Source organism: Desulfurobacterium sp. TC5-1, from assembly GCF_000421485.1.
In the GTDB taxonomy this organism is placed as follows: Bacteria; Aquificota; Aquificia; order Desulfurobacteriales; family Desulfurobacteriaceae; genus Desulfurobacterium_A.
Map to the genome: position 1 here is coordinate 135,703 of NZ_ATXC01000002.1, position 13,218 is coordinate 148,920.

At 41.8% G+C, this 13,218-nt stretch carries 13 protein-coding genes; 9 read left to right on the forward strand and 4 right to left on the reverse strand.

The genetic code is table 11. The annotated features are described in order from the left end of the window. Positions 1 to 39 precede the first annotated feature (39 nt). Genes tyrS through lysS form a run of 4 tightly spaced genes read right to left on the reverse strand, consistent with a single transcriptional unit; the run spans position 40 to position 4,469 of the window. A complete protein-coding gene (tyrS, locus tag H153_RS0108330; protein WP_022847666.1) occupies positions 40 to 1,263 on the reverse strand; it encodes a tyrosine--tRNA ligase in 1,224 nt (407 codons plus the stop codon). After that, positions 1,260 to 1,730 (reverse strand): N-acetyltransferase, encoded by a 471-nt coding sequence (locus tag H153_RS0108335; protein WP_022847667.1) that lies wholly within the window; start codon positions 1,728 to 1,730, stop codon positions 1,260 to 1,262. Before H153_RS0108335 ends, tyrS begins: the two co-directional genes overlap by 4 nt. After that, positions 1,727 to 2,950 (reverse strand): ABC transporter permease, encoded by a 1,224-nt coding sequence (locus tag H153_RS0108340; protein ID WP_022847668.1) that lies wholly within the window; start codon positions 2,948 to 2,950, stop codon positions 1,727 to 1,729. Before H153_RS0108340 ends, H153_RS0108335 begins: the two co-directional genes overlap by 4 nt. Next, on the reverse strand, positions 2,943 to 4,469 hold the full coding sequence (gene lysS / locus H153_RS0108345) for a lysine--tRNA ligase (protein ID WP_022847669.1): 1,527 nt from the start codon (positions 4,467 to 4,469) through the stop codon (positions 2,943 to 2,945). Before lysS ends, H153_RS0108340 begins: the two co-directional genes overlap by 8 nt. 150 nt (positions 4,470 to 4,619) lie before the next feature. On the opposite strand from lysS, the gene H153_RS0108350 reads away from it, so the two are divergent. From H153_RS0108350 to leuC, 9 genes are read left to right on the forward strand one after another with little or no spacing between them, the layout of a single operon-like run. After that, complete coding sequence (locus H153_RS0108350) at positions 4,620 to 5,399, forward strand: ABC transporter permease (RefSeq protein WP_022847670.1); 780 nt, start codon at positions 4,620 to 4,622, stop codon at positions 5,397 to 5,399. A gap of 10 nt (positions 5,400 to 5,409) precedes the next feature. Further along, a complete protein-coding gene (locus H153_RS0108355; protein ID WP_022847671.1) occupies positions 5,410 to 6,180 on the forward strand; it encodes an ABC transporter ATP-binding protein in 771 nt (256 codons plus the stop codon). Beyond that, the gene (locus H153_RS0108360) at positions 6,177 to 7,766 is read left to right on the forward strand and encodes an MlaD family protein (RefSeq protein WP_022847672.1); all 1,590 of its coding nucleotides are present in this window, start codon (positions 6,177 to 6,179) and stop codon (positions 7,764 to 7,766) included. The genes H153_RS0108355 and H153_RS0108360 overlap by 4 nt, the downstream gene beginning before the upstream one ends. Positions 7,767 to 7,781: 15 nt before the next feature. After that, positions 7,782 to 8,399, forward strand: coding sequence for an imidazole glycerol phosphate synthase subunit HisH (hisH, locus tag H153_RS0108365; RefSeq protein WP_022847673.1), 618 nt, complete (start codon positions 7,782 to 7,784; stop codon positions 8,397 to 8,399). Beyond that, complete coding sequence (rlmB, locus tag H153_RS0108370; RefSeq protein WP_022847674.1) at positions 8,399 to 9,103, forward strand: 23S rRNA (guanosine(2251)-2'-O)-methyltransferase RlmB; 705 nt, start codon at positions 8,399 to 8,401, stop codon at positions 9,101 to 9,103. Before hisH ends, rlmB begins: the two co-directional genes overlap by 1 nt. An 11-nt stretch (positions 9,104 to 9,114) precedes the next feature. Further along, the gene (locus tag H153_RS0108375) at positions 9,115 to 9,507 is read left to right on the forward strand and encodes a hypothetical protein (RefSeq protein WP_022847675.1); all 393 of its coding nucleotides are present in this window, start codon (positions 9,115 to 9,117) and stop codon (positions 9,505 to 9,507) included. After that, the gene (locus H153_RS0108380; RefSeq protein ID WP_022847676.1) at positions 9,504 to 10,517 is read left to right on the forward strand and encodes an ATP-binding protein; all 1,014 of its coding nucleotides are present in this window, start codon (positions 9,504 to 9,506) and stop codon (positions 10,515 to 10,517) included. Before H153_RS0108375 ends, H153_RS0108380 begins: the two co-directional genes overlap by 4 nt. Further along, positions 10,495 to 11,877 carry a sigma-54 dependent transcriptional regulator gene (locus tag H153_RS0108385; protein WP_022847677.1) on the forward strand — a complete coding sequence of 461 codons (1,383 nt, stop codon included), beginning with the start codon at positions 10,495 to 10,497 and terminating at the stop codon, positions 11,875 to 11,877. The genes H153_RS0108380 and H153_RS0108385 overlap by 23 nt, the downstream gene beginning before the upstream one ends. Before the next feature lie 34 nt (positions 11,878 to 11,911). Then, positions 11,912 to 13,174: a 3-isopropylmalate dehydratase large subunit gene (gene leuC / locus H153_RS0108390; RefSeq protein WP_022847678.1), complete on the forward strand. Its 1,263-nt coding sequence runs from the start codon at positions 11,912 to 11,914 to the stop codon at positions 13,172 to 13,174. Positions 13,175 to 13,218 lie beyond the last annotated feature (44 nt).

A 13,218-nucleotide genomic window follows, 5' to 3' on the forward strand; every position in this document is an offset into this window, starting at 1 on the left:
GCAAATAAATAAAATTATTGTTTTATTAAAAACAGAGGGCTAACCCTCTGTTTTTTCCACATTTTCAGGTTTTATTCTGGCAAATCTTCTCTTACCTACCTGAAGAATTAATTCCTTTTCAAGAACATCAACCTTTTTATTCTCATCAAGAACTTTTTCGCCATCTATTCTGACACCGCCACCTTTTATCTGTCTTCTACCTTCAGATGTACTCTTAACAAGCCCTGCCTCCTTTAAGAGCCTTGGAAGCCAGACAGGATTTTCAGGAACCTTTATTTTTGGTTCCGGAATCTCTTCCGGCAACTCTCTCTTTGAAAAAACTCTCTCAAAGTGGGCTCTTGCCTCCCTGGCTGCCTCCTCTCCGTGGAAGGTGGAAACGATAACCTCTCCAAGTCTTTTCTTTGCTTCCATTGGATGGAGTTTTCCTTCGGCCACTTCTTTTCTCATCCTCTCTATTTCTTCTTCAGGAAGCCTTGTAACAAGCTCGTAGTAGCGCCACATAAGTTCGTCTGAAATCCTCATAACTTTACCAAACTGCTCTTTCGGATCTTCCATTATGCCAATGTAGTTTCCAAGGGACTTACTCATCTTCTGAACGCCGTCAAGCCCCTCAAGAATAGGCATCATTATGCAGGCCTGCTGGGACTTACCGTACTCCCTCTGAAGGTGCCTTCCCACAAGAAGGTTAAATTTCTGATCTGTCCCTCCAAGTTCAACATCGGCTTCAAGTGCAACAGAGTCGTATCCCTGAAGGAGAGGATAGAGAAACTCATGTATGTGAATGGGCCTGTTTTCTCTGAATCGCTTGGCAAAATCGTCCCTCTCAAGCATCCTTGCAACAGTGTACTTTGAAGCAAGCCTTATAAGATCTGCAGAAGACATCCCTGAAAGCCACTCACTGTTAAAGACAACAACCGTTTTTTCAGGATCAAGAATCTTATAAACCTGCTGGGCATAAGTTTCAGCGTTCTTTAAAACCTCTTCCCTCGTTAAAGGCGGTCTCGTTTCGCTCTTCCCGGTAGGATCACCAATCATTGCTGTAAAATCACCTATCAGGAAATAGACCGTATGCCCGAGTTCCTGAAAATCTCTCAACTTCCAGAGCAAAACTGTATGTCCAAGGTGAAGATCCGGAGCCGTCGGGTCAAAGCCGGCTTTTACCTTCAAAACCTTTCCTTTTTTTAATTTTTCAAGGAGTTCCTCTTCTCCAATAATTTCAGCAACGCCTCTTTTTATAATCTCAAGTTGCTTTTCAGGATTCATTCATCTCCTCCTGTTCTAATTTCCATAGCCGTCTCGTCACAGTTTGGAAACTTCACACAATTTATACAGTCACGCCATATTTTCTGGGGAAGCGTGTTTTTATCTATCTTTTCAAACCCAAGTTTTTCAAAAAAGTCAACCTGATACGTAAGTGTAAATACTCTGTTTATTCCGAGAGTTTCTGCATCTTTAAGACAACTCTTAACAAGAGCTGTACCTATTCCCTGTTTTAGCCGTTCAGGATGGACAGCAAGGGAACGAACCTCCGCAAGGTTATCCCAGACAACAGTTAAAGCACAAACACCAAATATCTTTCCAGCCTCTTCATAAACGAAGAAGTCTCTTATGCTTTCGTAGATGCTGTTGAGAGAACGGGGAAGCATCAGCCCTTTCTTTGCGTATTCATTGATGAGAAACTGTATTGCCTCTGCATCCTTTATCGTTGCCTTTCTTATTGTTCCTTTCAATTTTCACCTGCCCTTAAAACTTTTATAGGATCTGTTTTTGCAGCCTTTTTAGCAGGATAAATAGTTGCTAAGACACTTATCAATATAGCCGCTATACCGGCAATTATACAGTCTGACGCCTGAAGTTTAAACGGCAGGTGGTCTATGTAGTAAACATCAGGCGGAAGGGCTATAAGCTTATACTTTTCACCTATGTATGAGATACCTATCCCTAAAAACTCTCCAATTGCCGTTCCTATTATGCCTATTAAAAGCCCCTGAGCCATGAAAATTTTCAGTATAAATCCATCCTGGGCACCAAGCGTCTTAAGTATAGCAATATCTTTGCTGCGGTAGTTAACGTTCATCATAAGAAGACTTGAAATGTTGAAAGAGGCAACTATAACAATAAGGGTCAGTATCAGGAACATTGCTAACTTCTCGAGCTTCAAGGCAGAGAAGAGACTTTTATTCATTGATATCCAATCGTTAACCACAAAACCGGGACCAAGCGTCTTCCTTATCTCTTGCTCAACAAGTTTTACATTATCAGGATTGTCAAGTTTAACCATCAATCCTGTAGGTTGCTTCACATTGAACATCTCTTTTACCGTACCTATGTGTGCCAACACCAATGCCGAATCAAACTGATACATACCAACATTAAAAATACCAACAACCTTAAACCTTCCTGTTTTTGGAATGTAGCCGAAAGGGGTTTTTGTTCCCATCGGCGTTATCAGGGTAATGCTGTCACCCACAGAGATACCGACTGTATTGGCCAACGTCTCACCAACAACTGCACCGTTTGGCGTCTTTTCAAAATCTTTCCAATTCCCCATAACAAGATGTGATGGTATGTCCGTTATCTTCGGCTCTTTCGATGGAACACATCCTCTAAGGGTACCACCGGAAAAAGAATGAGCACCGGCAGAGACCATAACAGGAATGTATATGAAAGGTTCTACACCCTTAACATGAGGGAGGGATGAAATCTTCTCTTCAGCTTCTCTATAAGGCGTTTTAAGTTCCGTCCCCATTACAATTATGTCGGCATTACTGGCAAGAAGCCGCTCTTTTATGGCACTCTGAAATCCCGTCATAACAGAGTTAACAATTATGAGAGCCGCCACGCCAACAACAACACCAAGAACCGCTATAAGAAAAACGAAAGAGAGGTAACCGCCTCCCTTCCGTGGTTTTACAGTCCTTAACGAAAACCATTCAATAAGTTTATTCATCCGCCTCTTCTTCTCTCTTCTCCGGCTTAAGCTGCGGGAAGAGAAGTACCTCTCTTATGGAATCTTTATCCGTAAAGAGCATCGTAAGCCTATCTATACCTATGCCTTCTCCTGCTGTTGGAGGCATACCGTACTCAAGTGCTCTTACAAAATCTTCGTCGTAGGCCATTGCCTCTTCATCACCTTTCGCCTTTTCCTGAAGCTGCTGCATGAACCTTTTTGCCTGTTCTTCAGGATTGTTAAGCTCGGAATAGGCGTTAGCTATCTCCTGCCCAAACACAAAAAGCTCAAACCTCTCTACAAGCTCGGGATTGTCTCTCTTTTCTTTTGCAAGAGGGGAAATGGCTTTTGGAAAATCAACAACGAACGTCGGCTGAATAAGTTCTGGTTCAATCAGAATCTCAAAAAGTTCCTGCACCCTCTTGAAGTGGGAAAGCTTTTCCGCATCTTCAACACCGTGTTTCTTTGCTACTTCCAGAACCTTCTGTTCATCGTGGAGAATCTCATCAACCGTAAGCCCTGTCCTTTTTGCAAGCTCACCAACAAAAGAAATTCTTTTCCATGGCCTTTTGAAAGAGATCTTCATTCCCTGATACTCTATCTCTCTTACACCTTTACCTTTTATCTCATCAAGAAGATACTCAAAAAGCTCTTCCGTCATCTCCATCAAGTCGTAGTAATCAGCGTAGGCCATGTACCACTCTATCATCGTAAATTCAGGATTATGCCTTGTGCTTATTCCTTCGTTTCTAAAGTTCCTGCCTATTTCATAAACCCTATCAAGACCACCCACAATTAACCTTTTAAGATACAGCTCAGGTGCTATTCGGAGATAAACGTCTATATCAAGAGCGTTGTAGTGAGTAATAAACGGTTTTGCGGCAGCACCGGAAGCAACAGTCTGAAGAATGGGTGTCTCAACCTCCATAAAACCTCTACTGTTAAGAAAATCCCTTATTTTTTGAATAAGTTTTGAGCGGGTTTTAAATATCTCTCTAACTTCTGGATTAACGATAAGGTCAAGATAACGCTGTCTGTATCTCTTCTCAACATCTTTTAGCCCATGCCACTTTTCTGGAAGCGGTCTCAAAGACTTTGTAAGCGGCGTCATCTCTTTTACTTCTAAAGTGAGCTCCCCTGTTCTCGTTCTAAAAAGCACCCCCTTAACACCTACAATATCACCTATATCTATCAGCTTTTTAAAAACTTTATTGTAAAACTCAGTCCCAACGTCATCTCTCCTTATATAACACTGGAGTCTTCCGGTAGAATCCTGAATATGGAAAAATGCCGCTTTTCCCATAATCCTCATGGAAACAATTCTTCCAGCTAAAGAATAGGTGTCCTCCGGCAACCTTTCATTTTCTCTCTCTTCTTCATCTTTTGTTTTGCCAAACTTCTCTATCAATTCACCGCAGGTAGCATTTGTCTCATACCTGTAAGCATAAGGATTAAAACCTTCCTCTTTCCACTTCTCAGCTTTCTCTTTACGAATTTCCATTATGGTCTTTTCAGCCATTTACGTCTCCTTCCTTTTATTTTCACCAGTTTGCAGAGTGTAATATTATAATCCTAATGACAGATTTGTTAAATCCAACCTGAAAAGCCTCACTTTAGCCACTATAGTAGAATTAGGATATTAATTTCCGGAACTTGAGAGGTTTAACCTGTGAAACTTTTTGAAATCACCGGTAAGATAGTCATTGGATTCCTCGAATTTATCGGGAGATGGTTTTTAATCGCTGGAAAGGCCGTATCCCTTGCATTTAAAAAGCCCTTGAAAGCAGGGAGATACTTCTACTACCTGGCCACGATAGGAGCAGATTCCTTCCCGGTTATAGCAATCACTTCCCTATTCACCGGCGGTGTTATAGCACTTGAAACCTATACTGCATTTCACAGATTTAACGCAGAATACCTCATAGGTGCAGTTGTCGGTATCTCTATGGCAAGAGAGTTAAGCCCCGTTTTAACAGCACTCCTCGTCACGGCCAGAACCGGTTCAGCAATGGCTGCTGAAATCGGAACGATGAGGGTAACTGAACAGATAGATGCCCTCGAAATGATGGCGGTTAATCCTATAAAATACCTTATAACGCCGAGGGTTTATGCAACCATCGTTGGAACGGTTGTCCTGAGTGTTCTATCGGATATTATCGGTTTTGTCGGTGGATACATAGTAGGTGTAAAAATGTTCAACATCAACAGCACCCTTTTTATGAGATACACTCAAAACTTCATGACTATGGACGATGTATGGCACGGTCTAATCAAAGCTGCTTTCTTTGGTTTCATCCTCTCTGTGACAAGCTGTCTGTACGGATATTACACAAAAGGAGGCGCCAAAGGTGTCGGTGAAGCAACAACGAAAGCTGTAGTCACATCATCGATGGCCATTCTTATATTTGACTACATAATAACTTACATTTTAAGAACCCTGAACCTCTGACGGAGTATAGATGAAAATAGCCATAAAAGTGGAAAATTTAAAGAAAAGTTTTGGAAATAAAATCGTACACAACGGCGTATCTTTCAACGTGTACGAAGGTGAAATCTTCGTCATAATGGGTCCATCAGGAACGGGCAAAAGTGTTTTGCTTAAACAGATATCAGGACTGGTAACACCGGATGAAGGAAAAGTAATCGTATATGGAAAAGACGTTTTTTCTCTATCCGAAGAAGAAAAATTCCACTTTAGAGAAGAGCTAACTTATGTTTTTCAGGGAGGAGCTCTATTTGACTCCCTAACAGTATGGGAAAATGTCGCCTTCTTTCTCCTTGAAAACAAAGGTATTCCAGCCGAAGAGGCAAGGAAGGAAGCTGAACGTTACCTTTCCCTCGTTGGAATGCACGGAACAGAAGACCTATACCCTTCTGAACTCTCCGGCGGTATGAGAAAAAGAGTTGCCATAGCGAGAGCTCTCTGTGTAAACCCCAAATGTATCTTGTTTGATGAACCAACATCGGGACTTGACCCCGTAATGACCGCTATAATTGACAAGATGATCTTAAAGCTTAAAAATGAACTCGGTAAAACATGCGTTGTAGTCAGCCATGATATCAACAGTGCTTTTAGGATAGCTGATAGAATGGCCATTCTCTGGAACGGAAAAATACTGGAACTTGGTAAACCAGAAGAGATAGAAAAATCTCAAAATCCAGCAGTAAGACAGTTTATAGAAGGCCTTCCTGAAGGCCCGATAACAGCTAATCTGGGGTATAGAGGATGAAAAATCTTTCCGTAGAGGCAAAGGTCGGTGCGTTTGTAATAGCAGGACTTCTTGGACTTGGCATAATAGCCACAACAATAGAACCCCTAAAGTACAGTAGTGAAAGGGCTATCAGCCAATATTACATTCTCTTTGACAACGTTGCAGGACTTGCCGAAGAAGCACCGGTTATGGTTGCAGGGGTTCGCGTCGGAAAAGTTACAAACATAGAGGTGCTACCAAACGGAAAAGCAAAAGTCAAAGTTGTGTTCACAAAACCTGTAACGCTCCACCAGGACGCCTATGCAATCATAGAAACGATGGGACTAATGGGTGAAAAATACGTAGAGATAATCCCCGGTTCTGAAAATGCGCCCGTTCTGACTTCCGGCTCAACTATTACAAGAGGAAAATCTACAATTTCAACCGACCAGCTTATGCTCAAAATTTACGAAACCGTTGACGCTCTAAATCAATCATTAATAACACCTGACGGAAAAAACAGAATAGCACTGCTCCTCAATCAGATAACAAAACTCACCGAACAGGTTACAGCAACAGTGGAAGACAACAGAGAAAACCTGAGAAAACTCGCCCAAAACCTTGCTTCTTTGTCTGAATTTTTAAAAAGTGACGTTCCTGAAATTGCAGAAAACCTTAAGTCACTCTCTTCACAGCTTAATGAGATAGTCGTAGAAAACAGGGGAGACATTAGAGACATCGTAAAAAACTTAAAAACTTCATCAGAGGAAGCACCTAAACTTGTAGCTGAGGCAGAAAGAATAGCCGATCAAATAAACGCAACTGTGACACAGATAAACAGACTCATAAGCGGAAAGAACGAAGAAAACATTTCAGCAGCCATTGAGAATGTTAAGAAATCTACAAGAAACCTCAATGAACTTATCAAGAAACTACAGCAGGGCAACGGCACAATAGCAAAGATAATAAACGACGATACACTGTACAAAAACCTCACAAGTGCCGCTCATGCCCTTGGTAAACTTGCCGACAAATTTGAACAAACAAAGGTTTACATAGGATTCAGGGGTGACGTAAACACCGCCACAGGCAACGCAAGAGGTGGCATCTCTTTAAGAGTTGTTCCCGAATCAAAAGACAGATATTACCTGTTTGAAGTTGTTGCAGATTCCCACGGAAAGATAGACCACACAACCTATTACATAACAAACGCAACGGGTGCTCTATCTATTGATGAGAAGGTAACGCAAAGCTTTGACACAGAATTTACACTCCAGTACGCAAGAATTTTTAAAGACCCGTTTTTCCTGAAAAATGGAAAGTGGGTGCTGAGAGGTGGCGTCATAGAGACAACTGCCGGTGGTGGAATTGATTATCTCTTTCCAGACAACAAATGGAAAATTTATACATCCATCTGGGACATAGACAGAAAGGACGGTTACGGAAAGCAACTGCCTCCTCATCTGCGAATAGGCTTATCCTACAACATAAACAAAAACTGGTATCTTTACTTCGGCGGAGATGAACTTCTCTACAATAAGTGGCGGGGATTCTTTATTGGAAGTGGTTTATCTTTTGGTGACGAAGATGTTAAGTACCTCATGGGTTCAATGCCATCTTTTTAATCGGGAGTTATAGGGATGATAGCGGTTATAGACTACGGTATGGGAAATTTAAGAAGTGTTAGTAAGGCCGTCGAGTACGTGGGCGGCAACGTTGTTGTTACAGACGAAATGCATAAGATAAAAGACGCAGAAGCCATAATTCTGCCAGGTGTCGGAGCTTTTAAAGACGCCGTTAAAAATTTAAAAGAAAGAAACCTATGGGAAGTCATAATAAGAGAGGTTGAAAAGGGTAAACCTTTTTTAGGGATATGCCTCGGACTCCATCTGCTTTTTGAGAAAGGTTACGAATTCGGCGAAGAAGAAGGACTTGGCATCATAAAGGGAAAAGTTGTAAGATTTGAACTCCCCCATGAGTACAAAATCCCACACATGGGCTGGAATCAGGTTTCTATCAAAAAAGAATCAAGATTCCTAAACGGTATAAAAACCGGCGAATTTTTCTACTTTGTCCATTCTTACTACGTTAAACCAGAGGATGCGTCTGTTATCCTTACAACAACAGACTACGGTATCGACTTTGTCTCTTCTATAGAAAAAGAAAACATAATAGCCACTCAATTCCACCCCGAAAAGAGTCAGAAAGCCGGACTCAAACTCCTTTCAAACTTTCTTGAAATGGTAGGGACAAACTAATGGTTATCTACGGCGTTAATCCCATAATGGAAGCCTTAAGGGCAGACTACCCTATACTGAAAGTCTATGTTGATGAAAGGTTTAAACATCGGGAAATTCTATCCCTTTTAAAGAAAAAGAGGATTAAAACGGTAAAAACCGGAAGGAAAAAACTATCCGAAGTTTCCAAAACGGATAAACATCAGGGCATTGTAGCCCTCGTCTCCCCTGTCGAACCAAAATCCTTTGATGAACTTGTGGAAAGGACTATCGCAACAGGCGGCTACCTTTTATTTTTAGATAGAGTGGAAGACCCCCACAACTTGGGTGCCATCTTTAGAAGTGCCGACGCCTTTGGTGCCGCAGGGATAGTTATCCCTAAAGACAGAAGTGTTACCATAACGGACACCGTGGTAAAAGCATCAACCGGTGCAGTATTCTACGTTCCATTTGCCATAGTAAACAGTTTCCGCCAGAGTCTGTTTGAATTCAAAGAGAAAGGCGGTTGGCTAATAGGACTTGAGGCAGGCGGAAAAGACATAAGCAGATACTCTTTTCCCTATCCTGTAGGACTTATTGCCGGCTCTGAAGGGAAAGGTATCTCAAAACCTGTAAAAAAACTGTTGGATGACATCGTAACGATTCCCATGAAAGGACATGTTAATTCTTTAAACGTTTCCAATGCTGTAGCCATAGGATTATATTTATTATCAGTCCAAAAATAACGGAGGAAATTATGGAAAATCTCAAGGGAAAACTTGTATTTATTCAAACAACTTCAGGTGAAGGTGTAATACCTTCTTCAGGTATCATAGGTATCTTAGATGAAATAGGCGATGACTACCTGAAAATCAAAGATGCAGGTATGTTTGCACTTATACCAACATCCCAGGGTGCACAAGCCACGATAATGCCTGTCGATCCAACTGCAAACGAACCCGTTGATGCAATCGTAATGAAATCCCAGATCGTAACAATCGTTCCTGTCGGAGAAAGATCAAGATTGAAAGAGTTCCATCAACAGTTTAAAGCGGCAGCAGCAGGAATAGAACTGCCATCAACCGGCCTTGACATCTCTAAGATTAAAGAATTTCCAAAAGGCGGACAGGGAGGTATATCACTCACTTGAAAAACCCGGAATTTTCAGACCTAATATTCTCTCTTCCCTTCCCGATTGCCGTATGCGATAGGTCGGGAAGGGTTTTCTTTTTCAATCAAAAGCTGGAAATGCTACTGAACCGCTCAAGGAAATATCTTGAAGGTAAAAACATTTCTGAAATCCTCGCAGCAGACATCAAAAAATGGATAGAAAAATGCGTGACTGACGGAATAGAGATTCACAACGTGGAAGTCAACGGCTTTATACTGTCCATATCTCCGTTTTTCTCAGGTGAAGAGATAAAAGGTGCTGTCGTCGCCGTAAAGACAAAAAAGAAGGACAACCCGGCAGAACACTTTGATGTCTTTTTAAAAGGCATATCTCATGAACTCCGCAATCCGTTAAGTGGAATGAAAGCCTCTGCAAAACTGATGCTTACATTAAAAAACTTTGATGAAGAACTGTTAGAAGTCATCCTTTCAGAAATAGAGCGAATAGAGAGGTTCTTAGACAGAATATCTGAAAGCTTTGACTTCACAAATCTTAAATGGTGTAGATACAACATACACAGACTTTTAAACGATGTTCTAAAAACGTTTAAAACGGTATTCGAAGAAAAAGGAATAGAGATAGATAGACGGTTTGACCCTTCCCTGCCTGAAGTTTACATGGACAAAGACCGAATGTTTCAGGTCATCTCTAACCTTATAAAGAACAGCATTGAAGCACTTGAAAACGCAAAAAACAAAGTCATAACGATTGAAACAGGATACGCAATTCAACCAAAGGGCTTTTACTTCATAAAAATAAAAGATACCGGCAGTGGCATGGAAAAAGAAGACCTGGAAAACCTCTTCACACCGTTTTTTACAAAAGGCAAAGAAAAGGGAACAGGCCTCGGAATGTACATATCAAAAGAGATTGTAACCAACCACGGTGGTAAAATAGAAGTTCAAAGCGAGAAAGGAAAAGGCACAACTGTATCCATCTATCTACCTATCGGAGACCTGAAAGGCAATGGCAAGGATTCTCATAGCTGACGATGAAAGAAACATAAGGTTAGTACTGAAAAAGTATCTTGAAACCCTGGGGCACACAGTTTACGAAGCGGAAGACGGAAACAGAGCCCTTGAGATACTAAAGACCAAAAAGCCGGATTTGGCCTTTTTAGATATAAAAATGCCCGGTATTAGCGGCATAGACCTCCTCTCTTATGAAAAAGATATCCCTAAAGTAATACTAACAGCTTACGGCACGATGGACTACACGATTAAAGCAATTGACAGAGGTGCCGTTGAGTACATTACCAAACCTTTTGAACTTGAAGACATAAAAACGATCGTTGACCGAATTACCTTTTCAACAGAAAAGGAAGAACTTGACGTAATAGATGAAGACGCCATCATAGGCTCAAGCAAAAAGATGCAGGAAGTTTTTAAGCTAATAGGAAGAGTGGCCAGGACAGATGCAACCGTTCTGATAGTTGGTGAAAGCGGAACAGGAAAAGAGCTTGTAGCCAGGGCCATTCACAAGTATTCCAAAAGGGCAGACGGACCATTCGTTGCCATAAACTGCGCCGCCCTCCCGACAAACCTGTTAGAAGCAGAACTTTTTGGATACGAAAAGGGAGCTTTTACAGGAGCAACTTCAAGGAAAAAGGGATTTTTTGAACAGGCACATGGAGGAACGCTCTTCTTAGATGAAATAGGCGAGATCGAACTTTCATTACAGTCAAAACTTCTAAGAGCCATACAGGAAAAAGAGATAAGGCGCCTCGGGGGTGATGCACCGATAAAGGTTGACGTGAGAATAGTTGCAGCCACAAACAGAGACTTAGAAAAAGAGGTGAGAGAAGGAAGGTTCAGAGAAGACCTCTTTTACAGATTAAATGTTTTAAGAATAGAATTGCCGCCACTTAGAGAGCGACGGGAAGATATCATTCCCTTAGCCTGCTTCTTCATCAAAAAATTCTCAAAAGAGTTTAAACTCCCCGTAAAACAGTTAACAGAAAGGGCAAAAGAGTGGCTCTGCTCTTACGATTTCCCGGGAAACGTGAGAGAGCTTGAAAATATGATACTGAAGGCAATGCTGCTGTCACCTATCGATATCATAGATGTCAACGACCTTCAAACGGAAAAACAGGAAGAGAAAACACCGAACCTTGAAGAAGCCATCAGAGAATTTGTAACCTACGTCTTTATGGTAGAACAGAAAGACAAGAACAACCTGTACAACATCGTAATGAGAAGCGCCGAAAAGATACTTATAACGGAAGTTTTAAAGCACTCAGACTGGAATCAGGTGAAAGCAGCTCGAACACTTGGCATTCATAGAAACACCCTCAGGGCAAAAATCAAGGAACTTGGAATAGAAATCCCCCGCAGAAAGCATAAATTCTAAATGTCAAAATCACAAAATCCGAAGGAGTGAGAAGATGGGAATGACGATAACTCAGAAAATCTTGGCCGAACATGCCGGCAAAGAAGAGGTCCATCCCGGCGAATTGATAATGTGTAAGGTAGATATTGCCCTTGCTAACGATGTTACAGCACCAATTGCCATTAAAAGAATAAAAGAACTTGGTGCTGAAAAGGTATTTGACAAAGACAAGATAGCCCTCGTGCCTGACCACTTTACCCCGGCAAAAGACATAAAGTCTGCCGAACAGGTAAAGATGATGAGAGATTTTGCAAAAGAGTTCAACATTACCCACTTCTGGAACGAGGGAAGAGTTGGTATTGAACACGCCCTCCTCCCAGAGCAGGGAGTTGTTGTTCCTGGTGACGTAGTTATAGGTGCCGATTCACACACCTGTACATACGGTGCCATCGGTGCATTTTCAACAGGTGTCGGTTCAACAGATATGGCCTACGCATGGCTTACAGGAGAAGTCTGGTTCAAGGTTCCGGAACAGATAAAGTTCATCTACTACGGAAAGAGACAGAAGTGGGTTTCCGGGAAAGACCTTATCCTTTATGTAATAGGTATGATAGGTGTTGACGGCGCCCTTTACAAAACCATGGAGCACACAGGCGAAGCGATAAGAGAGCTTCCCATAGATGACAGATTCACAATCTGCAACATGGCAATAGAAGCCGGTGCTAAAAACGGCATAATAGAACCTGACGAAATTACGCTTGAGTATGTTAAAAATAGAGCTAAAAGGCCCTTCAAACTCTACAAGAGCGATCCGGATGCAGAATATTCAGAAGTTTATGAAATAGACGTTTCAAAAATAGAACCTCAAGTTGCGTTTCCTCACCTTCCGTCAAACACCCGTCCGGTAACGGAATCTACACACGTTACCATTGACCAGGTCGTTATCGGTTCATGTACAAACGGAAGGATAACAGACCTTAGAATAGCCGCTGAAATTCTCAAAGGTAAAAAGGTTAATCCAAACGTAAGGTGTATCGTAATTCCTGCAACTCAGGAAATCTACAAGCAGGCAATGGATGAAGGCCTTATTGATATATTCATAGACGCCGAATGCGTGGTTTCAACACCTACGTGTGGACCGTGTCTTGGCGGACACATGGGCATTCTCGCAAAGGGTGAAAGAGCGGTCGCCACAACAAACAGAAACTTTGTTGGAAGAATGGGACATCCTGAAAGTGAAGTTTACCTTGCTTCTCCTGCTGTCGCAGCAGCATCCGCCATCCTTGGAAGAATCGCTCACCCTGACGAAGTACTCTAAAGATCAATCGCCGGGGCCTTCCCGGCTTACCTTTTCTTTTTCTG

Coding starts and splice junctions, on each gene's coding strand:
- tyrS (WP_022847666.1), bottom strand. CDS start 1,263: ATGAATCCTGAAAAGCAACTTGAGATTATAAAAAGAGGCGTTGCTGAA.
- leuC (WP_022847678.1), top strand. CDS start 11,912: ATGGGAATGACGATAACTCAGAAAATCTTGGCCGAACATGCCGGCAAA.
- H153_RS0108340 (WP_022847668.1), bottom strand. CDS start 2,950: ATGAATAAACTTATTGAATGGTTTTCGTTAAGGACTGTAAAACCACGG.
- H153_RS0108355 (WP_022847671.1), top strand. CDS start 5,410: ATGAAAATAGCCATAAAAGTGGAAAATTTAAAGAAAAGTTTTGGAAAT.
- H153_RS0108360 (WP_022847672.1), top strand. CDS start 6,177: ATGAAAAATCTTTCCGTAGAGGCAAAGGTCGGTGCGTTTGTAATAGCA.
- hisH (WP_022847673.1), top strand. CDS start 7,782: ATGATAGCGGTTATAGACTACGGTATGGGAAATTTAAGAAGTGTTAGT.
- lysS (WP_022847669.1), bottom strand. CDS start 4,469: ATGGCTGAAAAGACCATAATGGAAATTCGTAAAGAGAAAGCTGAGAAG.
- rlmB (WP_022847674.1), top strand. CDS start 8,399: ATGGTTATCTACGGCGTTAATCCCATAATGGAAGCCTTAAGGGCAGAC.
- H153_RS0108375 (WP_022847675.1), top strand. CDS start 9,115: ATGGAAAATCTCAAGGGAAAACTTGTATTTATTCAAACAACTTCAGGT.
- H153_RS0108385 (WP_022847677.1), top strand. CDS start 10,495: ATGGCAAGGATTCTCATAGCTGACGATGAAAGAAACATAAGGTTAGTA.